Source organism: Pseudomonas sp. (assembly GCF_035497915.1).
Lineage (GTDB): Bacteria > Pseudomonadota > Gammaproteobacteria > Pseudomonadales > Pseudomonadaceae > Serpens.
Map to the genome: position 1 here is coordinate 144,142 of NZ_DATJCS010000036.1, position 22,431 is coordinate 166,572.

22 protein-coding genes are annotated in these 22,431 nt (G+C 64.6%); 10 read left to right on the top strand and 12 right to left on the bottom strand.

Features of this window, described 5'->3' with window-relative positions:
• Positions 1 to 59 precede the first annotated feature (59 nt).
• The 9 genes from VL129_RS10930 to VL129_RS10970 are packed head-to-tail and all read right to left on the bottom strand — an operon-like array spanning position 60 to position 9,790.
• The gene (locus VL129_RS10930; RefSeq protein ID WP_325412846.1) at positions 60 to 968 is read right to left on the bottom strand and encodes a class I SAM-dependent methyltransferase; all 909 of its coding nucleotides are present in this window, start codon (positions 966 to 968) and stop codon (positions 60 to 62) included.
• A gap of 28 nt (positions 969 to 996) precedes the next feature.
• A complete protein-coding gene (locus VL129_RS10935; protein ID WP_325412847.1) occupies positions 997 to 3,465 on the bottom strand; it encodes a tetratricopeptide repeat protein in 2,469 nt (822 codons plus the stop codon).
• Between the two features lie 38 nt (positions 3,466 to 3,503).
• Entirely contained in the window at positions 3,504 to 5,600 is a 2,097-nt protein-coding gene (locus VL129_RS10940) for a flagellar biosynthesis protein FlhA (protein ID WP_325412848.1), read from the bottom strand.
• Positions 5,597 to 6,739, bottom strand: coding sequence for a flagellar biosynthesis protein FlhB (gene flhB / locus VL129_RS10945; protein ID WP_325412849.1), 1,143 nt, complete (start codon positions 6,737 to 6,739; stop codon positions 5,597 to 5,599). The genes VL129_RS10940 and flhB overlap by 4 nt, the downstream gene beginning before the upstream one ends.
• A complete protein-coding gene (fliR, locus tag VL129_RS10950; RefSeq protein ID WP_325412850.1) occupies positions 6,732 to 7,532 on the bottom strand; it encodes a flagellar biosynthetic protein FliR in 801 nt (266 codons plus the stop codon). The genes flhB and fliR overlap by 8 nt, the downstream gene beginning before the upstream one ends.
• A 4-nt stretch (positions 7,533 to 7,536) precedes the next feature.
• Positions 7,537 to 7,809: a flagellar biosynthetic protein FliQ gene (locus VL129_RS10955; RefSeq protein WP_325412851.1), complete on the bottom strand. Its 273-nt coding sequence runs from the start codon at positions 7,807 to 7,809 to the stop codon at positions 7,537 to 7,539.
• Positions 7,810 to 7,821: 12 nt separating this feature from the next.
• A complete protein-coding gene (fliP, locus tag VL129_RS10960; RefSeq protein ID WP_325412852.1) occupies positions 7,822 to 8,586 on the bottom strand; it encodes a flagellar type III secretion system pore protein FliP in 765 nt (254 codons plus the stop codon).
• Entirely contained in the window at positions 8,583 to 8,960 is a 378-nt protein-coding gene (gene fliN / locus VL129_RS10965; protein WP_325412853.1) for a flagellar motor switch protein FliN, read from the bottom strand. The genes fliP and fliN overlap by 4 nt, the downstream gene beginning before the upstream one ends.
• Entirely contained in the window at positions 8,957 to 9,790 is an 834-nt protein-coding gene (locus VL129_RS10970; RefSeq protein WP_325412854.1) for a FliM/FliN family flagellar motor C-terminal domain-containing protein, read from the bottom strand. Before VL129_RS10970 ends, fliN begins: the two co-directional genes overlap by 4 nt.
• A gap of 414 nt (positions 9,791 to 10,204) precedes the next feature.
• On the opposite strand from VL129_RS10970, the gene VL129_RS10975 reads away from it, so the two are divergent.
• The 10 genes from VL129_RS10975 to VL129_RS11020 all read left to right on the top strand — a co-directional run bounded on the left by VL129_RS10975 (position 10,205) and on the right by VL129_RS11020 (position 19,366).
• Positions 10,205 to 11,584 (top strand): sigma-54 dependent transcriptional regulator, encoded by a 1,380-nt coding sequence (locus VL129_RS10975; RefSeq protein WP_325412855.1) that lies wholly within the window; start codon positions 10,205 to 10,207, stop codon positions 11,582 to 11,584.
• A 16-nt stretch (positions 11,585 to 11,600) separates the two neighbouring features.
• The gene (gene fliE / locus VL129_RS10980) at positions 11,601 to 11,933 is read left to right on the top strand and encodes a flagellar hook-basal body complex protein FliE (protein ID WP_325412856.1); all 333 of its coding nucleotides are present in this window, start codon (positions 11,601 to 11,603) and stop codon (positions 11,931 to 11,933) included.
• Between the two features lie 19 nt (positions 11,934 to 11,952).
• Entirely contained in the window at positions 11,953 to 13,605 is a 1,653-nt protein-coding gene (gene fliF / locus VL129_RS10985) for a flagellar basal-body MS-ring/collar protein FliF (RefSeq protein ID WP_325412857.1), read from the top strand.
• On the top strand, positions 13,602 to 14,657 hold the full coding sequence (locus VL129_RS10990) for a FliG C-terminal domain-containing protein (protein WP_325412858.1): 1,056 nt from the start codon (positions 13,602 to 13,604) through the stop codon (positions 14,655 to 14,657). Before fliF ends, VL129_RS10990 begins: the two co-directional genes overlap by 4 nt.
• Before the next feature lie 11 nt (positions 14,658 to 14,668).
• Positions 14,669 to 15,373, top strand: a complete 705-nt coding sequence (fliH, locus tag VL129_RS10995; RefSeq protein ID WP_325412859.1) for a flagellar assembly protein FliH — start codon at positions 14,669 to 14,671, stop codon at positions 15,371 to 15,373.
• Positions 15,374 to 15,379: 6 nt separating this feature from the next.
• Complete coding sequence (fliI, locus tag VL129_RS11000) at positions 15,380 to 16,711, top strand: flagellar protein export ATPase FliI (RefSeq protein WP_325412860.1); 1,332 nt, start codon at positions 15,380 to 15,382, stop codon at positions 16,709 to 16,711.
• Complete coding sequence (fliJ, locus tag VL129_RS11005) at positions 16,708 to 17,133, top strand: flagellar export protein FliJ (protein ID WP_325412861.1); 426 nt, start codon at positions 16,708 to 16,710, stop codon at positions 17,131 to 17,133. The genes fliI and fliJ overlap by 4 nt, the downstream gene beginning before the upstream one ends.
• A gap of 190 nt (positions 17,134 to 17,323) precedes the next feature.
• On the top strand, positions 17,324 to 17,893 hold the full coding sequence (locus tag VL129_RS11010) for a TetR/AcrR family transcriptional regulator (protein ID WP_325412862.1): 570 nt from the start codon (positions 17,324 to 17,326) through the stop codon (positions 17,891 to 17,893).
• A gap of 94 nt (positions 17,894 to 17,987) precedes the next feature.
• On the top strand, positions 17,988 to 18,851 hold the full coding sequence (locus VL129_RS11015) for a Tim44 domain-containing protein (RefSeq protein ID WP_325412863.1): 864 nt from the start codon (positions 17,988 to 17,990) through the stop codon (positions 18,849 to 18,851).
• Positions 18,852 to 18,952: 101 nt separating this feature from the next.
• Positions 18,953 to 19,366: an SMI1/KNR4 family protein gene (locus VL129_RS11020; protein WP_325412864.1), complete on the top strand. Its 414-nt coding sequence runs from the start codon at positions 18,953 to 18,955 to the stop codon at positions 19,364 to 19,366.
• 232 nt (positions 19,367 to 19,598) lie between these two features.
• Here VL129_RS11020 and aguA read toward each other — a convergent pair whose 3' ends face one another.
• The 3 genes from aguA to VL129_RS11035 form a co-directional block, all read right to left on the bottom strand.
• Positions 19,599 to 20,705: an agmatine deiminase gene (gene aguA, locus VL129_RS11025; protein WP_325412865.1), complete on the bottom strand. Its 1,107-nt coding sequence runs from the start codon at positions 20,703 to 20,705 to the stop codon at positions 19,599 to 19,601.
• A gap of 2 nt (positions 20,706 to 20,707) precedes the next feature.
• On the bottom strand, positions 20,708 to 21,586 hold the full coding sequence (aguB, locus tag VL129_RS11030) for an N-carbamoylputrescine amidase (RefSeq protein WP_325412866.1): 879 nt from the start codon (positions 21,584 to 21,586) through the stop codon (positions 20,708 to 20,710).
• Between the two features lie 150 nt (positions 21,587 to 21,736).
• Entirely contained in the window at positions 21,737 to 22,378 is a 642-nt protein-coding gene (locus VL129_RS11035) for a TetR/AcrR family transcriptional regulator (protein ID WP_325412867.1), read from the bottom strand.
• Positions 22,379 to 22,431: the final 53 nt, after the last annotated feature.

Below are 22,431 nucleotides of genomic sequence, written 5' to 3' on the forward strand. Positions count from 1 at the left end.
TGTATCGAAAGTGCGGGCGGGGAGGTGCGGCTGAATTTACAGCCGCACGATGCGCATTGTTATTCCGGCTTGAATTCGAGCAGTTGCTGCAGGTCAACGACTTGCTGGGAAAGCATGGCAATCAACTTGTCCTTGCTGGCCAGTTTCTCATTAAGCAGATGGACCAATTGGTTGCTGGTCGAGTCGGAAAGTGCAGGGCTGACGTCTTTTTGCTGCGGAGCGGTCAAAATCATCCCGTCGGCCTGGCGCGCCTGGGCAACCACTTCCGTCAAACCCGTGATTCGACGCTTGCCAAGCTGGTTTTGGGCATGGGGTCTTTTCGTGATCAGGCAAACGGAGTTGGCAAACTCGATGGAATTGATTTCACCGAGCAGGGCCTCAGTCAACTCCGGAGAAACCCCGAACTCCTTGAGATACTCAAGGCGGCTCTGCGGAAGACCCCAGTGTTCGAAGTTGATCACGTCGGCAAGTTTTTTCAGGAATGCCATGGAAGAGGTGCGAAGGTTCAGACCGCCCTCCCACGGCTTCCAGTAACTGGCATGCAGGTCCTCGATGATGTAGAGACCGCCGTGTTCCAGGCTGGAAAAGAGCTTGCAGAAGGCCTGAATGATGTCGGAGCTGGTGTGCGAGCCATCATCGATGATCACGTCGAATTTGGGCGATTGCTCGAAAACCTGCTGTAGCGTGGCCGGTGCCTTGATATCGCCAATGATCACGCTGATTCTGGGATCGGAGTGTTCGATTTTGCGGCAGTTGGGGTTGATGTCGCAGCCCAGCAGCTTCTGCGCATTGCTGAAGTATTTGCCCCAGATTTCCAGCGAACCGCCATTTTGAATGCCGACTTCCAGTAGCCGAACGGGGTTGTTGCGGATCGGACTGAAGGCCCTTTCGTAGAAGGCGAAATAGCTGCTCCATTTGTCGGAAACATTGCCATCGTGAGTTTGGTAAAGCTCGGCTATGGTTTTCATCGGGTCTTTTTTCTCGTTGGACTTCTAGTCAGTGAGTAGGAGTTCTTGCTTCTTGAAGGGCGTGAATTGAAAAGAATGCTTCAGAAAGTTGTGCTGCAAAAAGCTCGGCATTGAAAATGGGCAGACTCTGCGCTTTATTGCGGATTTCCAGTCGCCGGTTATTGAGTTTTTCCACGTCTCGGGCGGCGCGTACGGCTTTTTCGATGAAGTCCTGAATATCCTGCGCGATCCAGTCTTCCAGTCCGGCGGCACTCAGCAGACTGGCTCCCTGCCGGGCAATCATGGTTTCTCCCATGAGTGTCACGGTAGGAACACCCATCCAGACGGCATCGCACGTTGTGGTTCCGCCAGGGAAGGGGAAACTGTCGAGAAGAATGTCCACTTCGGAATGCTTCTTCAGATAATCGTTCCAGTTGGTGGCTCCGGTCAGTATCAGGCGGTTGGGGTTGATTCCGAACTGCTTGAACAGGGCCGCAATGGCTTTTCGGTTCTCGCTGGAATCCAGCTGCATGCATTGCCAGCGAAACCTGGCATCCGGCACAGCCTTGAGGATCTCCGCCCAGACCTGGATGACCCTGTGGCTGACCTTGCGCAGGGACTGGAATGAACCAAAGGTGATGAATCCGTTTTTCAGCGCAGGCGTTTCGCTGACGGCAGGACTGGTTTCGGGCGGCGAATAGCAAAGACGCGTTTGCGGCAGCCTGAAGATGGTCTCGGTAAAGTCAGAGGCGCTGCCTTCCGGCAGGCTGACGGGATCGGCAAGGAAGTAATCCATCGTTTCCAGGCCGGTCGAATCCCAATAGCCAAGCCAGCTGACCTGAATCGGTGCTGGCTTGCGGGCAAAGATTTCCAGGCGACCGTCCCGTGTATGGCCAGAAAGATCGACAAGGATATCGATCTGGTCCTCCTTGATGATGGCGCAGGCCTGGTCGGCATCCATGAAGCGGATGTTTCGCCAAGCATGGAAGGATTTTTCAAAATGCTCGGTGAGGGCGTCGCTTTTGGAAATGTTGGAATAAGCAAAGGTCTTGATCCGGTGCTTTGCCAGCTCGGGTATCGTGTTCTTCAGGAACAGGCCGACCGGGTGATGCTTAAAGTCTCCGGAGACAAAACCAATGTTGAGCGTTTCCGGGGACTTGCGCGGCAGCGCAACGTCCGACTTCGGCAGGTTTTGCATCGCGACGGCATTGAAGCGGCGTGCCAGGTCGGCGTAGCGAATGTCATGTCCCTCGATCTGGGTTGAGGTAAACATGAGAGTGCTGAGCGAGAAGTAATCCTTCGCTCTGGCTTCCAGCTGAGGAATGAGTCCAAGCAGCTTTTCCGTTTCCCCGCACATGACGTAAGCGCTGGCCAGGTGGGGTAACGCCTGCTCGACGTGCAGCGCGTGGGCCAGTTCCAGCTGATCGCGAGCCTTGTGATATTCCTGATTTTCAAGGAGGGTTACGCCCAGCAGGTACTGCAGTTCGGTATTTTCCGGCTCCAGCTTGATTGCCTTGCGATAGTGAACCTTGGCTTGCTTGGCTCTGCCCTGCTCTCTTAGCAGGCCCGCCACAAAACGATGCGCCAATACGGAGTCGGGTAGCGTCTTCACGGCTTCCAGCGCCACCACGATGGCTTGCTGGTAAAGCTTGAGCGTCTTCAGGGAAATCGCGAATTTCAGCAGCGTTGGAAGGTGTTTCTTGTTCAGGCGATAGGCTTCGGCGAATGCGCGGGCGGCTTTGACATGGTTGCCCTTCTTGCTCAGACAGATGCCGAGATTGAGATGCAGGGTATGTTCCTGTGGCTCGATCTCGATCAAGGTGCGAAACAGGCCTTCGGCCTCGTCGAACTCCTGAAGATTGAGTAGAGATTCGCCAAGCAGCATCCCGGCCGTCACATCGCTGGGCACCAGCTCGAGGGCGCGTAGAGCGGCCTCCTTTGCTTCCTTGAAGCGCTTGAGCATGGTCAGGCACTTGGCCAGGTTGATGCGGTATTCAGGAAGACTGTTGTCAAGTTGCGTGGCGGTTTCAAAGGCCATCAGGGCATGTTCGTATTGCTCTTGAAGCAACAGAAGCTTGCCCATTTCATTGTGGGCGAGGGCGAAGTGCGGATTGGCCTTGATCGCCTCGAGAAGTTTCCTGCCGGCCTGCTCCAGCTTCCCTTCCATGAGCAACAGATGCCCCTGATGGGTCAGGGTGGGTGCATGCTCGGGGTTCAGTCGGAGGATTCTGCCAAACACCTGCTGGGCGGTATGGGCTTCGCCAGATTGCAGGTGAAGACAGGCAAGCTCGAACTGGATTTCGAGATCATCCGGAAACAGCTTGGCGGCCTGCTTGATGAGCGAGGCGCGCTCGGCAAGCTTCCCCAGCTTCTTGTGGGCTTCCGCCAGGTATCGCCACGGCATGCTGCTCGGGTAATCGCTGCTAATCATGCTCTCGGCGATTCTGGTGATCTGCTGATAATCCCGCTCCTGGTATGCCTGTGCGAGTCGTTGTTCTTCAGCGCCTTGAAGGGTCATGCCTGTGTGTTCCTGAAAACTTTCGATTCACGCCAGGCTCAGCCCAGCGTCCCGACGATATTGATCGCCACCTTCTCCGGTATCTCGTTCTGCGACAGCACGTGCAGCCCCGGGCTGAACACCCGGGCGTAGCGGGCCAGCAGCGGGCGCAGTTGCGGCATGACCACCAGGATCGGCGGGTGGCCATCCTTGCGCAGGCGTTCCTTGACCACCGGCATGCTGGTCTGCAGCTGGTTGAGCAACGCCGGGTCGACCGGGATGTTGTCCAGGCTCACCGTGCCCTGCTGCTGGGCAATGCCCAGCGCGCCCATCAGGGTGTTTTCCAGGGCGTTCTCCAGCACGAATACGCCCAGCTCGCTGCGCTCGCCGGCGATGCCGTTGATCAGCGTGCGACGCAGGGCGAAGCGCACGTCCGAGGCCAGCAGGATCGGGTCTTTGGTGCTTTCGCTGCCTTCCAGCAGGGTGGTGGCGATGGTCACCATGTCGCGCAGCGGCACTTCCTCCTGCAGCAACTGGCGGTACACGCGGTGCTGCTGGGTGTAGCTGAGCGCGGTCTTCAGGCTGTCGGCCAGCTTGGGGGCGAGCACGGCCAGGCGCTGCATCAGGTGGTCGACATCGTCGTGCTTGAAGATTTCCGCCAGGTTCTCGCGGATGATCTTGTTCAGGTGGGTGGCCACCACGCTGGAGCAGTCGATCACCTGGTAGCCGAGGTTGAGCGCCTTGCTCTTCAGCGCCGGCTCGATCCACACCACCTGCATGCGGTAGGCCGGATCGGTGCCGAGGATGCCGTCGATCTCGCCGTACAGCTTGGCCGAGGGAATGGCCATCAGGCGGTCCGGATACAGCTCAGCGCCGTCGATGCGCTCGCCGTTGATGTAGATGGCGTACTGCGAGGCCTTCAGGCGCAGGCTGTCGCGGATGTGTACTTCCGGCAGCAGGAAGCCGAGCTGTTCGGACAGCGTCTGGCGCACGCCGCGAATGCGCAGCGGCAGGGGCGAGCCACCGGCGTCGTTGACCAGGCCGACCAGCTTGTAGCCCAGCGATACCGACAGCCGCTCGACCAGCGGGATGTCTTCCCAGGCCAGCGGCTGCGGCTTGTCCTGGCGCAGGTCACGGCTCAGCGCGGTGATCTTCTCCAGGCTTTCGGCCTCGTCCACCGGGGCGAAGCGGGCGACCCGCCAGCCGACGAAGGCGATCAGCGCGGCAAAGCTGAGGAACGCCAGGTGCGGCATGCCCGGCACCAGCGCGATCACGGCGATCACGCCGGCCACGGTGTAGAGCGTCGACGGCTGGGCGAGCATCTGCTTGCGCACCAGGCCGGTGATTTCCGACGACTCGTTGGTGCGGGTGATGATGATCGCCGCGGCGGTGGACAGCAGCAGCGCCGGAATCTGCGCGGCCAGGCCGTCACCGATACTCAGCAGCGCGAACAGGCGCCAGGATTCGGCGGCGGACAGGTCGTGGACCAGCATGCCGATGGCGAAGCCGCCGATCAGGTTGATCAGCAGGATCAGGATGCCGGCGATGGCGTCGCCGCGCACGAACTTGGCGGCGCCATCCATGGCCCCGTAGAAGTCGGATTCCTTGGCCACGTCGGCGCGGCGCTTGCGCGCGTCGTCGGCGTTGATCAGGCCGGCGTTGAGATCGGCGTCGATGGCCATCTGCTTGCCGGGCAGCGCGTCCAGGGTGAAGCGCGCGGTCACTTCGGCGATGCGCTCGCCACCCTTGGTGATCACCAGGAAGTTCACGATGGTGAGGATGACGAAGACGATGATGCCGACGATGAAGTTGCCGCCGATCACCACCTCGCCGAACGCCTCGATCACCTTGCCCGCCGCGTCGGTGCCGGTGTGGCCTTCGAGCAGCACGATCCGCGTGGAGGCGACGTTGAGCGTCAGGCGCAGCAGCGTGGTGACCAGGATCACCGTCGGCAGCAGCGAGAAGTCCAGCGGCGTGCGGGTCGAGACGCAGACCAGCAGCACGAGGATCGACATGCCGATGTTGAAGGTGAACAGAATGTCCAGCACCAGCGGCGGCAGGGGCAGGATGATCATCGCCAGGATGGACAGCACCACCACGGGGATGCCGATCTTGCCGTTGCGCAAGGTGGCGGAGAATTGCTGCATTGGGCTCATGTTGACGCTCGGTTGGCAAGTGAAGAGGGAATGGGCAGTTCCTTGGGCAGCACGGGCTCGACGCGGCGGTTGCCGCGCCGGTAGGCCTTGAGCTGCAGGACGTAGGTCAGTACGTGGGCCACCGCCTGATAAAGGGCGCTCGGAATCTGCTGGTTGACCTGGGTGGTGAAGTACACGGCGCGGGCCAGGGGCGGCATGGGCACCACCTCGATGGCGAGGTCCATGGCCTTCTCGCGAATGAACTGCGCGGTTTCGTCATGCCCCTTGGCAATCACGTAGGGGGCCTGGGCCTTCTTGAGGTCGTACTTGAGGGCGACGGCGAAGTGCAGCGGGTTGGTGATCACCACGTCCGCGTCCTTGAGCACCTTGCTGATCTGGCGCTGGGCCAGCTGGCGCTGCAGGCGCTTGATCCTGGCCTTCACCTCCGGCTTGCCCTCGCGGTTCTTGTATTCCTCCTTCACCTCCTGCTTGGTCATGCGCATCTTCTTCATGAACAGGAAGCGCTGCAGCGGCACGTCGATCACGGCGAACACCACGAACACCGCCATCATCATGATCAGCATGTCGAAGGTCAGGGAAAAGGCGCTGCCCAGGGCGGTGGCCAGGTCGGATTTCTGCAGGGCGATCAGGCGCGGCAGGGTGTAGACCATCTGGATCCAGCCCATGGCGATCAGGATCAGCACCTTGAGGAAGGATTTGAGGAAATCCGTGAGGTTCTGCATCGAGACGATGCGCTTGAGGCCGGTCAGCGGGTTGAGCTTCTCCAGCTTCGGATGGAAGTTCTTGCTGGCGAACATCCAGCCGCTGGGGATCAGGCCGAAGGGGATCACCACCAGCGGCGCGATCAGCAGCGGCAGCAGGATGAGGATGAAGGTCAGGATGCCGTTGAGCAGTACCTGGGTGACGTCATTGGGGGTCAGCTCGCTGCGCGCGAAGTTGATGTACGAGCCGGTAAAGATCTGGGCGAAGCCGTCGAGCATGTAGTCGAAGAAGATCCGCAGCAGCAGCAGGGTGGCCAGCAGCGAGACCATGGTCGCCAGGTCGCGCGAGCGGGTGATCTGCCCTTCCTCCTTGGCCTTCTGCAGCTTCTGGGGTGTCGCCTGTTCTGTCTTCTCCTGACTGGACTGGTTCTCAGCCATCGAGGCCTCCCGGCAGCAGGATGGCCAGGTTGTCCAGCAGCTGGCGACTGAGGTTCAGGTAGTTTTCCGGCAGGTAGGGCACCAGCAGCTTCAGGCACAGCAGGCCGACCAGGATGGCCAGCGGGAAGCCCAGCGAGAACAGGTTCATGGCCGGCGAGATGCGGTTGAGCAGGCCGAAGCAGAACTGCACCAGAAACAGGCAGAACACCGCCGGCAGGGCGATCAGCAGCGCGGCGGCCAGCACCCAGGCCATGGCATGCACGAAGGCCTGGAAGCCGAAGTAGTGGATGCCGCTGCCCACCGGCCAGAGGGTGAAGCTCTTGTGCAGGATGCTGATCACCAGCAGATGGCCGTCCAGCGCCAGGAACACCAGTACCAGCAGGATGAAGAACACCTGATAGAGGATCGAGGTGGAGGAAATGCCGTTCACCGGGTCGTTGTAGCGCGCCATGCCCATGCCCATCTGCGTGGAGATGAGTTCGCCGGTGATGCTGAACACCGCGAAGGCCAGCTGCAGCATCAGGCCCAGCAGCACGCCGAAGAGGATCTGCTCGACGGTGGCCAGCGCGCCGGCCGGTGACAGCACGTCGATCTCCGGCGAGGGCGGCAGGGCGGGCAGCAGCGCCACGGTCAGTACCACCGCCAGCAGCAGGCGCGCGCGCACCGGGAGGGAGCGCTGGCCGAACACCGGGGCAATGCTCAACGCCGCCATGATGCGCACGAACGGCCACCAGAACAGTTGCAGGGCCAGCAGCCACTGGCTGGCATCGAACAGCGCCTGACCGGAATTCATTGCCTCAACCGACCAGGCCGCCCGCCTGGCGGAAGGTCTGGATGAACAGGTCCATCAGCGTGCCGAGGATCCAGTGGCCGGCCACCACCAGCATGCCCAGGGTGATCAGCAGGCGCGGCAGGAAGCTGAGCATCTGTTCGTTGATCTGTGTGGCGGCCTGGAAGATCGCCACCAGCAGGCCGCCGAGCAGGCTCGGAATCACCAGCACGCAGACGATCAGCGCAGTGATCTGCACGGCGTGGCTGATCAGGTCGACGGCGATTTCCGGAGTGAGCACGACGGGCTACCTCTATAGGGGCTGCAGACTGGTGGCCAGGGTGCCGACCAGCAGCGTCCAGCCATCCACCAGCACGAAGACCATCAGCTTGAAGGGCAGCGAGATCATCATCGGCGAGAGCATCATCATGCCCATGGCCATCAGCACACTGGCCACCACCAGGTCGATGACCAGGAATGGCACGAAGATCATGAAACCGAGCTGGAAGGCGGTCTTCAGCTCGCTGAGCACGAATGCCGGCAGCAGCAGGGTGAAGTCCAGGGTGGCGATGTCCGCGGGCTGCTCCTCGCCGGCCAGGTCGAGAATGGTGGCCAGCGCGGTCTCGTTGGTCTGCGCCAGCATGAAGCGGCTGATGCTCTGCTTGGCCTCGCCCAGGCCCTGCTCGAAGCTGATCTGGTCGTTCTGGAACGGCTCGTAGGCCTCGGTATGGATTTCCTGCCAGACCGGGCGCATCACCAGCAGGGTCAGCGCCAGGGCGATGCCGACCAGCACGTTGTTCGGCGGGCTGGACTGCAGGCCCATGGCCTGGCGCAGGATGGCCAGCACGATGATGAAGCGCGTGAAGCAGGTCATCAGCATCAGCATCGCCGGCACCAGACCCAGCAGGGTCATCAGCACCAGGATCTGCAGCTTGACGCTGAGCGTCTGGCCGTTTTCCGTGTCGTTCAGGTTGAACAGCGCGATCTCGCCGCCGCCGGCTTCCTGGGCAAACGCCGGAAACGGCAGCAGCAGCGCGATGACCAGGACGCCGGCCACGGCCAGCAGGCGCGCCATCATGGCTTCAGACCGGAAAGACCGTTGCTGTTCAGTTCGACGATGCGCAACCCGTAGTTGCCGTTGAGCACCACCACCTCGGCCTTGGCGAAGGGCGCGCCGTTGACCTTCACGTCCAGCGGTTCGCCGGCCAGCTTGTCGAGGGCGATCACACTGCTCACGTCAACGGACATCAGGTCCTGCAGGGTGACTTCGCTCGAGCCGACTTCCAGGGTGACATGCACCGGAATCTTGCCGAAGAAGCTCAGGTCCTGTTGCGGCAGGCGCTGCGGCTCGGACGGTTCGGGAAGGGCGGCAAGCGGCTCGGGATCGTTGAGGCTCAGCTCGCCATCGCTGATCAGGGTGTCCAGGTCGCTGTTCGACAGATGTCCGGTCATGGGTTCTTCACACTTTCCAGAGAGGTTAGAAACAGGCTGCCGCTTTCCTCGAAGATGCTGCCGCGGAACAGCGGGTGCTGATTGATGCAGACCTCGACCGGCTCGCGCAGGCGGGTCATGAGGATGTCGCCGGGGCGCAGGGCCAGCACATCGGCCAGGCTCATCTGCAGCGATGCCAGAACGCAGTCCAGGTGCAGCGGCAGCTGCTTGATCTGCGCCACCGGGTCGCAGGCCTGGCGAGGCGCGGGTCGATCGTTCACCTGGCTGGTCAGCTCATCGACCACGTCGGGATCGAGGAACAGGAACAGCGATCCCTGCAGGCCGCTCGGGGCCTGGTAGCGGAACTCCGCAACGTACTCCCAGTGCACTTCCTCGTAGGCGTTCTCGTAGCGCTCCAGCGCGCCGATGGACTTGCCGCCCAGCAGCATGCGACCGAACAGGTCGGCCACTTCCTTGCCCAGGCGCTCGCCCAGGCGCTGCTCGGAGGTGTTCGGCGGCGGCAGTTCGCCGGTCAGCGCGGTACCGCCGTAATAACTTTCGAGAACTTCGGCCAGCAGGGCGCGATCGATGGAAAAGCCGATACGGCCCAGCGGGCTGCACAACCGCAGCGCGGGCTCGCGCGGACAATCTTCATGAACATTGACCTGGATCAGTTCCAGGGTGATGCGAAAGTTGCGCAGAAAATAGTCGGCAATGATGCGCGGATGTTTGCTGGAACTTTCCTTAATGAAAATCGGCACCTTGTGATAATGCCGGCCCAGCTTGTGCGTCTTCAGGCGGAGCAGTTTGTCCGCCGGCACATCATGGAGCACTTTCGGGTTGCCAGTCATGGTGAGGTACATCCTGAATATAAGTAAGCGATCCGTGGTCGGGTCTTGCTGTCCATCGGATTCGGGTCCCGACGGCTGCCGCCGGCCCACTGGCTGCGCCGTCTCGTCAGGCGCGCCTACCCCATTCCGCAACCCTATCGGCAGGGGGGGCGAAACCTTAAATCAAAAAAGATCAAAAGCCCCGGTTTCATTGATTTTGATGGCGGCTGAGGGTATTAATCGTGTCCGGTACTGTGCACAGTGGCGACTGGCTGCTAGCGTGCCACACTCGCTGCGCAAAATGCAGCCATGCCCTGCCAGATACTTGTGCACAAGCTGCCGCCGCGGCAATCCCGACTTGGCCGTTGGTCTAATGGCGCGGAAAGGATGGTAGTCGTTGTACGTTCCTGAAACGTGACTTGCCTGGATTGGTATATGCATAACTTCAATGAGCGACCAGCAGCCGCTGAATTAACTTCGCCGGCGATCGGCGTGGTCGGCAGTCGGGACAATCACAGCTATGCATTGCTGCTGCAGCAGTTGCAGGTGGCCGGCTGCGCCGTTGAGCATTTCGCCGAGCCGCCGGCGCCCGCCCTGGTGCGCCAGGCCCGGCTGGACATCCTCTTTCTCTTCGTCCGCGATCTGGAAATTTCCACGCTCGAGCTGCAGCTGCTGCCGCTGGTCGGCTGCCAGCGCCTGCATGTGGTGCCCATCGTCGAGTACGCCGACCAGGCGGTGGCGGCGCGCCTGCTCGAGCTGGGCTGCATCGACTATCTGCTGGCGCCGTTCAGCGCCACCCAGGTTGGCGCCCTGCTGCAGCGCCATGCCCAGGCCGGACTGGCCCGCGAGGGCCTGATCAGCCAGTCGGCCGCCGGCCGGCGCCTGCTGGCCATGGCCCAGCGCGTGGCGCTGACCCGCATGCCGGTGCTGATCAGCGGCGAAACCGGCACCGGCAAGGAGCTGATGGCCCGCTACATCCACGGCTTCGGCGCGTCCGCCGAGGCGCCCTTCGTCGCGGTGAACTGCGCGGCGATCCCCGAGGCGATGCTCGAATCCCTGTTGTTCGGCCACGAGCGCGGTGCTTTCACCGGCGCGGTGAACAGCCAGGCGGGCAAGTTCGAACTGGCCAACGGCGGCACCCTGCTGCTCGACGAGATCGGCGAGCTGCCGCTCGGCCTGCAGGCCAAGTTGCTGCGCGTGTTGCAGGAACGCCGGGTGGAGCGCCTGGGCGGGCGCCGCGAGATCGAACTGGATGTGCGCATCATCGCCGCCACCAACCGCGACCTGCGCGAGGAAGTGGCCCAGGGCCGCTTCCGTGAAGACCTGCTCTATCGCCTGGACGTGCTGCCGCTGCACATTCCGCCGCTGCGCGAACGCCGCGAGGACATCCTGCCGCTGGCGCGCAGCTTCATCCGGCGCTGCGCCCCCCACGAAGACCCCGACCAGTTGCTCACCGAAAGCGCCTGCCAGGCGTTGCTGCAGCATGCCTGGCCGGGCAACGTGCGCGAGCTGGAGAACACCCTGCAGCGCGCCCTGGTGCTGCGCAACGGCCTGTTCATCCAGCCGATCGACCTGGGTCTGGCGGCCCCCGAGCCGGCGACAGTCAGCCTGGTCGGCGCGCCTCAGGAAGGCACCGGCGGGCGGGCTGCGCTTAAAGCCAGCGGCAAACTGGCCGAATACCAACATGTGCTGGACACCATTCGGCGTTTCGACGGGCACAAGGCCAAGGCCGCACAGAGCCTGGGCATGACCCCGCGCGCCCTGCGGTATCGCCTCAACGCCATGCGCGAGCAGGGCATGCAGATCAATTTTTGACCGGCGGGAGACGGGCATGGATTCAATCACACAGGTGCGCATGGACATGCTCACGCGCATGCAGCAGTTCACCAGCGTCGCCCAGGGCGGCGCGGTGCGCGAGGCGCTGCGTGCGGAAGAGGCACAGCCGGGCAGTTTCGGCGTGTCCTTCGAACAACTGATCCGCGCGGTGGACGCCGATCAGCACCGCGCCAGCGCCGCCCAGCGCGCCGTGGAAATGGGCGAGAGCGACGACCTGGTGGGCGCCATGGTCGACAGCCAGAAGGCCAGCGTGTCCTTCTCGGCGTTGTTGCAGGTACGCAACAAGCTGTCCTCCGCCTTCGACGAGATCCTGAAGACGCCGCTGTAAGCGTCACGAGAGCCGACCCGTGCTGCAAAACCTACTGAATACATTCCGCGAGCGGGGCCTGAAGCTCGACCCCCGCTGGTTCCTGGCCAGCCTGGCCGCCGTGGCCGCGATCCTGGCGCTGCTGGTGGTCTTCTACCTGTGGCGTGACAGCGAAACGCTGCGCCCGCTGTATGGCAGCGGCGAAACCTATCAGGCCTCCGAGGTCATGCAGGTGCTGGACGCCGAAGGCGTGCGCTACCGGGTGCACCCGGTCAACGGCCAGGTGCTGGTCGCCGAGTCGGACCTGGCCCGCGCGCGCATGCTGATGGCCTCCAAGGGCGTCAAGGTCAGCCGCCCGGCCGGCTACGAGCTGTTCGACAAGGAAGAGCCGCTGGGCACCAGCCAGTTCGTGCAGAACGTGCGCTTCAAGCGCAGCCTGGAAGGCGAGCTGGCGCAGACCATCATGACCCTGCGCGGTGTGAACAGTGCGCGCGTGCATCTGGCCCAGGAGGAAAGCCATTCCTTCGTGGTCGGCAAGCGCGCCCCGGCCAAGGCCTCGGTGATGGTGCAGCTCGATCCGGGCTACAGCATGGAGCCCGACCAGGTCACCGCCATCGCCAACCTGGTGGCCGGCAGCCTGCCCAACCTCAAGCCCGAAGACGTGCACGTGGTCGATCAGTATGGCGTGCTGCTGACCCGCGCCCTGGCGGCCGGCGGCACCGGCCCGACCCAGCAGTGGAAGGCCAACGAGGAGTACCAGAAGAAGGTTGCCAGCAACATCGAGCAGGTGCTGGCCCCGGTGCTGGGCCTGGGCAACTACCGCGTGAGCGTGGCCGCCGACATCGACTTCAGCCAGCGCGAGGAAACCCAGCAGGTCTACGGCGAAACGCCGCGCCTGCGCAGCGAGGTGCTGCGTGACGAGCGAACCCTGGACCAGCTGGCCCTCGGCGTGCCCGGTTCGCTGACCAACCGGCCGATCGCCAATGCCCCGAATGCCGACGGCGATGCGGAGAACCGCGCCGCCACCTCCACCCGGATGGAAAGCAACCGTCGCCACGACTACGACCAGACCATCACCCACATCAAGCACCCGGCCTTCCGCCTGCGTCAGCAGAGCGTGGCGGTGGTGATCAATGCCGACGTGGCGCCCGAGGGCGGCTGGCCCGAGGGCGTGCTGGCCCAACTGGAAACCATGGTGCGCACCGCCGCCGGCTTCAACGCCGAGCGCGGCGACCTGCTGGCCCTGAGCACCCTGCCCTTCGCGCCGATGACCCTGGTCGAGCCGGACCTGGCCTGGTGGCAGGACGACAAGGTTCTGGAGTGGGGCAAGCTGGGTCTGGCCGGGCTGGTCAGCCTGCTGATCCTGCTGTTCGGCGTGCGTCCGGCGATCCGCGCCCTCAACCCGCGCAAGGACGAGGAGGCGGCGGCCGCCGCGGCCCTGGCCGCCAGTGCCCAGACGGCCATCGCCGGCGACGATTCGCACCTGCTGGCGCCGGTCGCCCCCGAACTGCCGACACCCGCCCTGCCGAAGATCTTCAGCGAACTCAACCCGCTGGCCGAGATCCGCCTGCCGGCGCCCGGTTCGGGCCTGGAGCATCAGATCGAACACCTGCAGATGCTTGCCCTCAATGAGCCCGAACGGGTCTCCGAGGTGCTCAAGCACTGGATCGGCCGCAACGAGAAGAAAGCATGAGTACCCAAAGCAGCGACACCACCAACTCGACCGAGCCGGTCAGCCGGGTAGTCACCACGAACACCCTGCCCAGCCCGATCGAGCAGGCCGCCATCCTCATGCTGAGCATGGACGACGAGGCCGCCGCCGGCGTGCTCAAGCACTTCTCCCGCGAGGAGATCATTGCCGTCAGCCAGGCCATGGCGCGCCTGTCCAACATCAAGCTGAACCAGGTCACCGAGGTGATCGGGCGCTTCTTCGAGGACTACAAGGAGCAGAGCAGCATCAAGGGCGCCAGCCGCAGCTACCTGGATGGCATGCTGGCCAAGGCGCTGGGCGGCGAGATTACCCGCACCCTGCTGGACAGCATCTATGGCGAGGAAATCCGCGCCAAGATGTCCCGGCTCGAATGGCTCGACCCGCGCCAGCTGGCCACGCTGATCGCCACCGAGCACGCGCAGATGCAGGCGGTGTTCATCGCCTTCCTGCCGCCGGGTCAGGCCACCGAGGTGCTCGAATGCCTGCCGATCGAGCAGCAGGATGACCTGCTCTACCGTATCGCCAACCTGAACGAGATCAGCGGCGACGTGATCGCCGAGCTGGAACAGCTGATCGGCCGCAGCCTCAGCGTGCTGTCCGCCCAGGGCTCGCAGGTGCGCGGCCTGAAGCAGGTGGCGGACATCCTCAACCGCTTCAAGGGCGACCGCATGCAGATGTTCGAGCTGCTGCGCAGCCACGACGAGTCGCTGGTCGACCGCATCGAAGACCAGATGTACGACTTCTTCATCCTCGCCCGTCAGAGCCAGGAAGTGCTGCAGGCGCTCATCGAGGCCGTGCCGCTGGAAGAGTGGGTGGTCGCGCTCAAGGGTGCCGAAGCCGAGCTGGTCAAGGCCGTGCTGGGCGCCATGCCGCGCCGCCAGGCGCAGCAGATGGAAAACATCAAGCGTCGCCAGGGCCCGGTGCCCATCAGCCGCGTCGAGCAGGTGCGCAAGGACATCATGTCCATCGTCCGCGAAATGGCGGCCGACGGCGAAATCCAGATTCAGCTGTTCCGTGAACAGACGGTCGAGTGACAGGTGAGCGCATGACGGTACGAGTGATCAGAGGCGATGCCCGTGGGTGGCGCGTCTACCGTTTCCCGCCGCGCCATCGCAGCGTGGTGGCCGGTGACAGTCAGGAAACCCTGACCACCGATCCGGCCGCGCTGCAGCGCGCCCTGGCCGAGGGCTATCAGGAAGGCCAGGAACGCGGCTTTCAGGAAGGCCGCGAGGAGGGTGTGGAAGCCGGCCGCTCCGAAGGCTACCAGCGTGGGCTGGAGGAAGGTCTGGCCAAGGGCCTGGAAGACGGTCGTCTGCAGGGCCGACGTGTCTTCGAGCAGGCCAGCGCGCCGCTGGACCGCATGATGGAATCGTTCCGCGCGGCGGTGGGCGAATACGAGCGCGGCCGCCGCGAGCAGTTGCTGGAAATGGTCGCCAAGGTGGCCCGCCAGGTGATCCGCGTCGAGCTGACGCTGAATCCGGCACAGCTGCTGACCCTGGCCGAGGAAGTGCTCAACACCCTGCCCGGCAATCACGAGGACGTGCAGATCCACCTCAACCCCGAGGAATGCGCACGCATCCGCGACATCGACCCGGAGCGCGCGCGGCGCTGGAAGCTGGTGCCCGACGACCGTCTGGCCCACGGCGAATGCCGCGTGGTCACCTCCGAGGCGGAAGCCGACATCGGTTGCCAGCAGCGTCTGGACGCCTGCATGGATACCCTGGCCGGGCACCTCAAGGTCGAGGAGTAATCGGCCATGCTGCTGGACAGTGACGCCCTCGACGAGGCCCTGAAATCCCTCGACAGCGTCCAGCTGGCCAAGGTCAGCGGACGCCTGGTGCGGGTGTCCGGGCTGATCCTGGAAGGGCTCGGCTGTCACCAGCCGACCGGCCAGCGCTGCTACGTGGAACAGACCGACGGCAGCCTGCTGGAAGCCCAGGTGGTGGGCTTCAACCGCGAAATCACCTACCTGATGCCGTTCAAAAAGCCGCTGGGCCTGGCCACCGGCGCGCGCATCTTCCCGATCCGCGAGGAAGCACGCCTGCGCATCGACGACTCCTGGCTCGGCCGGGTGGTCAACGGCCTCGGCGAGCCGCTGGACGACCAGGGCAAGCTGACCGGCCACGACCTGCTGCCGCCGCTGCCGCCGCCAGTCAACCCGCTGCGCCGCCGTCCCGTGGAAGAGCCGCTGGACGTCGGCGTGCGCGCCATCAACTCGATGCTCACCCTCGGCAAGGGCCAGCGGGTCGGCCTGTTCGCCGGCAGCGGCGTGGGCAAGAGCGTGCTGCTGGGCATGATCACCCGGCAGACCAAGGCCGACGTGGTGGTGGTTGGCCTGATCGGCGAGCGCGGCCGTGAAGTGCAGGAGTTCATCCTGCATTCCCTCGGCCCGGAGGGTCTGCGCAAGGCGGTGGTGGTGGTGGCCCCGGCCAACGAGTCGCCGCTGATGCGCCTGAAGGCCGCCGACCTATGCCACAGCATCGCCGCGTACTTCCGCGACCGCGGCCAGGACGTGCTGCTGCTGATGGATTCGCTGACCCGCTACGCCATGGCCCAGCGCGAGATCGCCCTGGCGCTGGGCGAGCCGCCGGCCACCAAGGGCTATCCGCCGTCGGTGTTCGGCATGCTGCCGGAGCTGGTGGAAAGCGCCGGCAATGGCGCCAGTCCGACCGGCAGCCTGAGCGCGCTGTACACGGTGCTGGCCGAGGGCGACGACCATCAGGATCCGATCGTTGACTGCGCCCGGGCGATTCTCGACGGCCACATCGTGTTGTCGCGCAAGCTGGCCGAGGTCGGCCACTACCCGGCCATCGACATCGGCGCCTCGGTGAGCCGCTGCATGGCCCAGGTCACCGGCCCCGAACACCGCAACGCCGCGCGCCTGCTCAAGGAGCTGTACAGCACCTACGAGAAGATCCGCGAACTGATCCCGCTGGGTGGCTACACCCCGGGCGCCGACGCCAAGACCGACCGCGCCGTGCAGCTGGCGCCGGCCATCGAGCGTTTCCTGCGCCAGGAAACCGGCCAGGACGCCGACCTCGAGTTCAGCGTGCGCACGCTGCAGCAACTGCTCGGGAGCCGCGGATGAAGGACCAGCTGAACACCCTCGGCAAGCTGGCCGCCATCCGCCAGATGCGCGTGCGGCAGATGCTCGGCCGCGTGCAGTACCAGCGCAACCTGTGCCAGCGCTACCGCAACAACATCAGCGGCCTGGGCCGCCTGAGCGAGTACGTGGGCGGTTCGGAAACCGGGCTGCACCGTCTCAACCAGCAGCAGTACAAGACCAACCTGTACAAGATGATCGATCTGCAGCGCCGCGAACTGGCCACCGCCGAGGAGCACCTGGAGCGCCTGCAGGGCGATCTGCTGCGCGCCATGCGCAGCGAGAAGGCGCTGGAGCAGTTCATCGACGGCAAGGCCGACGAGTGGAACCGCGAGCTGGTGCGCCAGGAACAGAAGATCCAGGACGCCCTGGCCAGCCAGTCCTGGTGGCGCGGTACCGGGACCTAGCGGCAAGCTGGTACGGCGCCCGGTAGGAGCGAATTCATTCGCGAGCTGTTGGGCGCGGCCTGCACGAAAGAGCTCGCGGACAAGTCCGCTCCCACCAAAGCCGTGGCCCACGAAAGCGGCTACCGGCCACCCGTCGCGCTGCGCTGTCGCTCGCCGTGTGCCGGCCATACTTGCCGGCGAGGTGATCGCCATGTCCGACACGAGCGCCGCGCTGATTCTCGATACCGCCCTGTCACTGGCCGAAGCCCGCGGCTGGGAACGCCTGCAGCTGTATGAGGTGGCCGATGCGCTGGGCATCGGCCTGGACGCCATCGCCCGCCACTATCCGGACAAGGACGCCCTGGTCGACGCCTGGTTCGCCCGCGCCGAACAGGCGATGCTGGCACGTGCCCGCGATGAGGATCTGGCAGCCCTGTTGCCAGCCGAGCGGCTGGAGGAGCTGCTGGTGGCCTGGCTGAGAGCACTGGAGCCCTATCACGCGCTGGCGGGCCAGATGCTGCTCTACAAGCTGGAGCCGGGGCATCTGCACCTGCAACTGGGTGGCCTGCACAGCCTGAGCCGGGTGGTGCAGTGGTGGCGAGCCGGCGCGCGGCTGCGGGGTGTCTGGCTGAACCGTATCGGCCAGGAATGCCTGCTCAGCGGCCTGTTCCTGCGCACCTTCTGCCACTGGCTGCGACGGCCCGATCCGGATCTGGCCGAGACCCGCCGCTACCTGCGCCGCCGCTTCGATAGCGTCCCGCTGCGCTACCTGCTGCACTAGTTGTGCTGACGCAGCCAGAAACACTCTGTGCTGGCATTCACTCCGGCCGCTGGGCAAGATGACGCGCGTGAATCAATCAATTGGGATATCCCTGATGCAGCATTTTCTCAGTATTGCCCTGGCCTTCTGCCTGGGCCTGACCTTCACCCTGGATGCCGACGCGGCGCGTCTGGGTAACAAGAAGAGCTTTGGTTCCGCTCCGTCTCACCAGACCCGTCAGGCCGCTCCGGCCCAGCAGGCCCAGGCTCCGGCCGCGCGTCCGGGTGCCGCCGCGCCGGCCGCCAGTGGCGCTTCCCGCTGGCTCGGCCCGCTGGCCGGCATCGCCGCCGGTGGCCTGCTGGCTTCCATGTTCATGGGTGACGGCTTCGAGGGCCTGCAGATCATGGACATGCTGATCTTCGGCCTGATCGCCTTCGTGATCTTCAAGCTGATCGCCGCGCGCCGCCGCAAGGCCCAGGCCGCCATGCCCCAGCAGCAGTACGCCACCGCCGGCGCGCCGCCGGTCATGCAGCGCGAAGCCCAGGGCACCAACATCTTCGGGCAGGCCCTCGGCGCCACGGCGTCCGCCGCGCCGGTGATCAACGCGCCGGCCTGGTTCAACGAACAGCGTTTCATCGAGCAGGCCCGTGGCCACTTCCTGGAGCTGCAGCAGCACTGGGATGCCGCCGAGATGGACAAGATCGCCGAGTTCGTCACCCCGCAGATCCTGGAGTTCCTGACCCAGGAGCGTCAGTCGCTGGGCGATGGCTTCCAGTCCACCTACATCGACAACCTGAACGTGGTGCTCGATGGCGTGGACGACAACGCGGACAAGACCGTGGCCACCCTGACCTTCACTGGCGTGAGCAAGACCTCGCGCTTCGACCAGGGCGAAGTGTTCAGCGAAAGCTGGCGCATGGAGCGCGAGCAGGGCGAGAACCAGCCCTGGCTGCTGGCCGGTATCCGCCAGAACGGTTGAACGATTGGGCAGAAGGAAGACCCGGGCTTGTCCCGGGTTTTTCTTTTGCGCGGTGTTCGGGCTGCGCTATAAAGCGCGCATTTCCCACAGGAGTCCCGTCGATGGAAGACGTCATCGATCAGCTGCGTGAACTCAACGAACCGGTGCCGGTGCCGCTGGAACTGCCGGAGGAGGAGACCCTGGTGGAAATCCAGGAACAGATCCTCATCCACCTGCCCTTCGAGCTGCGCGAGTTCCTGCTGAAGGTCAGCGATGTGGTCTACGGCCGCCTGGAGCCGGTGACCGCCAGCGATCCGCAGTCTCACACCTACCTGCCGGAAGTCGCCGCCAATGCCTGGGACGCCGGCATGCCGCGCTACCTGGTGCCGCTGTGCCAGGTCGGCCGCGACTACTACGCGGTCGACCCGGAGGGCGAGGTGTTCCTGTGGCGCGAGGACACCGGCGAGCTGGACGACGAGACCTGGGAGTCGGTGTGGCACTGGGCGCGCGACGTCTGGCTGGAAGGCGGGGCGTAAGGCGCGGGGCCTTTGTAGGGCCGGCGGCAGAGTCGAATACGGCGCATTGGTACCGTTCCCACCCCAGTCGGCCGGCATAAAGCTGGCCGGGTAGGTCCGGCCCTACAGGCTTGGGCGAAGCACCCGCTTCCTTGTCGGGCCGGCTTTACGCCGGCCGGCGGAATCGAATACGGCGCACCGGTATCGTTACTAACCCAGTCGGCCGGCATGAAGCCGGCCCCACAGGCCCCAATCAATCGGCCCGTTGCGGCGCCGGCTGTTGCTGGGTGATGCAATGGATGTTGCCGCCGCCGAGCAGGATTTCGCGGCCCGGCACCATCACCACCCGGTGTTCCGGGAACAGCCGCCGCAGTAGCTGCTCGGTCTCGGCGTCCCGCGGGTCGTCGAATGCGGGCGCGATGATGCCGCCGTTCACGATCAGGAAGTTGATGTAGGAGCCGGCGAGGCGGATCGATGGATCGCGCGGCTGGCTGCCGACCGCGCGGTCGACGCCAGCGCATTCCTCTTCGGTCGCGTACAGCGGGCCGGGGATCGGCATGCGGTGCACGGTCAGCTGGCGCCCACGGGCATCGCGACTGCTTTCCAGGGCCCGCAGCGCCGCGCGGCAGCGGGCGTGGTTGGGGTCGGCAGGGTCGTCGGTCCAGGCCAGCAGTACCTCGCCGGGGCGCACGAAGCAGCAGAAATTGTCCACATGGCCGTCGGTCTCGTCGCTGAACAGGCCGTCCGGCAGCCAGATCACCGTCTCCACCGCCAGATGCTCGCGCAGCACAGCTTCGATCTGTGTGCGGTCCAGGTGCGGATTGCGGTTGGGGTTGAGCAGGCATTCCTCGGTGGTCAGCAGCGTGCCCTCGCCGTCCACGTGAATGGCGCCGCCTTCCAGCACGAAGCCGGGCGTGACGTAGCGGGCGCAACGCTCGATGCCCAGCACCTTGCCGGCCACCTGGCTGTCGCGCTGCCAGGGCCAGTACAGGCCACCGTTGAAGCCGCCCCAGGCGTTGAAGTCCCAGTCCACGCCGCGCACCCGGCCGCCGCCATCGATGACGAAGGTCGGGCCGGTGTCGCGTATCCAGGCATCATCGCTGCTCATTTCCACCAGACGGATGTTCGGCTGCCCGCCCAGCCGTGCGCTGGCGTTCTCGTACTGCGCGGCGGACACACCGATGCTCACCGGCTCGAAGCGGGCAATGGCCTCGGCCACGGCGCAGAACGCCGCCTGCGCCGGCTTGCCACCCAGGCGCCAGTTGTCCGGGCGTTCCGGCCAGAGCATCCAGGTCTGGCTGTGCGGTTCCCATTCCGCCGGCATGCGAAAGCCGTCGGCGCGTGGGGTCTTCAGCGCCATGTTCAGGACTCCAGGCTGCCGTCGAGGGTCTTCAGCGCGCCGTACAGGTTCGGCCGGCGATCACGGAACACGCCCCAGGCGCTGCGGATCTTCTCCAGCGCATCCAGATCGAAGCGTTGCACCAGGATGCCCTCTTCGGTTTCGTTCAGTTCCTGCAGCTTGGCGCCGAACTGATCGGCGATGAACGAGGAGCCGTAGAAGGTGATGTCGTAACCGTCCTGCTCTTCGCGACCGATGCGGTTGCTGGCGATCAGCGGCATCAGGTTGGCGCCGGCATGGCCCTGCTGCACGCGCTGCCAGTGGTCGCGGGAGGTGATGCTGGCGTCGTGGGGCTCGCTGCCGATGGCGGTCGGGTAGAACAGCAGTTCGGCGCCCTGCAGCGCCATGCTGCGCGCGCATTCGGGGAACCACTGGTCCCAGCAGATGCCCACGCCGATCTTCGCGTAGCGGGTGTTCCACACCTTGAAGCCGGTATCGCCCGGGTTGAAGTAGTACTTCTCGTGATAGCCGGGGCCGTCCGGGATGTGGCTCTTGCGGTAGATGCCCAGGTTGCGGCCGTCGGCGTCGAGGATGGCGATGCTGTTGAAACGGGCGCGCCCGGCGCGCTCGAAGAAGCTGATCGGCAACACCACCTGCAACTCGGCGGCCAGCTTGCTGAAGCGGGCGATGGCGGGATTCTGCTCGGCTTCGGTGGCCAGCAGCAGGTAATCGGCGTTGGGTTTCTGGCAGAAGTACGGGGTTTCGAACAGCTCCTGGATCAGGATGATCTGCGCACCCTGCGCGGCTGCCTCGCGCACCAGGCGCTCGGCGTTGGCGAGGTTGGCCTCGCGATCCCAGGAACAGGCCATCTGGGTGGCGGCGACGGTGACGATGCGGGACATGGCGGTAACCTCGCGATCCGGTGACAGGCTAAGGATGGCCCCTGCGGGCCTCGAATGGCAGGGATATATAGCCGATAAATATCGATAAATGAAGGCTGCCAATCCGAACCGTGGGCATCTATCCAGGATAAATGCCGATAAATATCGAATTCAGGCGTGCGGTGCGGCGCGCTTGTTCAGCCAGGGCGGCAGATACAGCCCCAGGTAGGCGATGATCACTCGCAGGCCTTCCTCGCGCCAGCGCGGGGTGATCTGGCCATGCTGCTGCACCGAGCTGGCGTATACCCGGTCGGCCAGTTCGATGGCCAGGGCGAAGATGTCGATGTCCTCCGGCAGCGCCGGCAGCAGGAAATGCCGCTCGAACAGGCTGTGCAGCAGGCGACCCAGTTCCAGGTCGTGCCGCTGGTCGGCCTGAGTCAGCTCGCTCAGGCCGTGCTGGGCGAGGATCAGCTGGCGGGCCGCCGGATCGGCGGCATAGATGTCCACCATGCGCTGCTCCAGCTGCGCCGCCAGGTCGTGCCAGTTGCCCAGCGTGGCGTGTTCCACCGGAATGGCGAGCACGTCGCGAAACGCGGCGTGCACCTGGGCGGCCAGCGACTGCAGCAGCAGGGGCACGTTGGGAAAGAAGTGATAGACCGATGAGGGCGGAATGCCGGCGCGCTCGGCCACCGCATAGATGCTCAGCTCGGCGACGCCGCCTTCGGCCAGCAGCGCCCGGGCCGCGGCATGGATGGCGTCGATGCGCGCCTGGCTGCTGGCGCGGGGTTTACGAGTGGGCGAGGAGCAAGCCATGGGGAACTCGAGGACGGATTTTCGGATGTAGGTCAGCGACCGCCGGGCTCAGG

Bases quoted from the DNA above. Each gene is read 5' to 3' on its own strand.
- flhB (WP_325412849.1), bottom strand. From the start codon at position 6,739: ATGGCTGAGAACCAGTCCAGTCAGGAGAAGACAGAACAGGCGACACCC.
- aguB (WP_325412866.1), bottom strand. From the start codon at position 21,586: ATGTCCCGCATCGTCACCGTCGCCGCCACCCAGATGGCCTGTTCCTGG.
- VL129_RS10975 (WP_325412855.1), top strand. From the start codon at position 10,205: ATGCATAACTTCAATGAGCGACCAGCAGCCGCTGAATTAACTTCGCCG.
- fliN (WP_325412853.1), bottom strand. From the start codon at position 8,960: ATGACCGGACATCTGTCGAACAGCGACCTGGACACCCTGATCAGCGAT.
- fliE (WP_325412856.1), top strand. From the start codon at position 11,601: ATGGATTCAATCACACAGGTGCGCATGGACATGCTCACGCGCATGCAG.
- VL129_RS11020 (WP_325412864.1), top strand. From the start codon at position 18,953: ATGGAAGACGTCATCGATCAGCTGCGTGAACTCAACGAACCGGTGCCG.
- fliH (WP_325412859.1), top strand. From the start codon at position 14,669: ATGACGGTACGAGTGATCAGAGGCGATGCCCGTGGGTGGCGCGTCTAC.
- fliI (WP_325412860.1), top strand. From the start codon at position 15,380: ATGCTGCTGGACAGTGACGCCCTCGACGAGGCCCTGAAATCCCTCGAC.
- VL129_RS10930 (WP_325412846.1), bottom strand. From the start codon at position 968: ATGAAAACCATAGCCGAGCTTTACCAAACTCACGATGGCAATGTTTCC.
- VL129_RS11010 (WP_325412862.1), top strand. From the start codon at position 17,324: ATGTCCGACACGAGCGCCGCGCTGATTCTCGATACCGCCCTGTCACTG.
- VL129_RS11015 (WP_325412863.1), top strand. From the start codon at position 17,988: ATGCAGCATTTTCTCAGTATTGCCCTGGCCTTCTGCCTGGGCCTGACC.
- fliP (WP_325412852.1), bottom strand. From the start codon at position 8,586: ATGATGGCGCGCCTGCTGGCCGTGGCCGGCGTCCTGGTCATCGCGCTG.
- fliR (WP_325412850.1), bottom strand. From the start codon at position 7,532: ATGAATTCCGGTCAGGCGCTGTTCGATGCCAGCCAGTGGCTGCTGGCC.
- VL129_RS10990 (WP_325412858.1), top strand. From the start codon at position 13,602: ATGAGTACCCAAAGCAGCGACACCACCAACTCGACCGAGCCGGTCAGC.
- VL129_RS10940 (WP_325412848.1), bottom strand. From the start codon at position 5,600: ATGAGCCCAATGCAGCAATTCTCCGCCACCTTGCGCAACGGCAAGATC.
- VL129_RS11035 (WP_325412867.1), bottom strand. From the start codon at position 22,378: ATGGCTTGCTCCTCGCCCACTCGTAAACCCCGCGCCAGCAGCCAGGCG.
- aguA (WP_325412865.1), bottom strand. From the start codon at position 20,705: ATGGCGCTGAAGACCCCACGCGCCGACGGCTTTCGCATGCCGGCGGAA.
- VL129_RS10970 (WP_325412854.1), bottom strand. From the start codon at position 9,790: ATGACTGGCAACCCGAAAGTGCTCCATGATGTGCCGGCGGACAAACTG.
- VL129_RS10935 (WP_325412847.1), bottom strand. From the start codon at position 3,465: ATGACCCTTCAAGGCGCTGAAGAACAACGACTCGCACAGGCATACCAG.
- fliJ (WP_325412861.1), top strand. From the start codon at position 16,708: ATGAAGGACCAGCTGAACACCCTCGGCAAGCTGGCCGCCATCCGCCAG.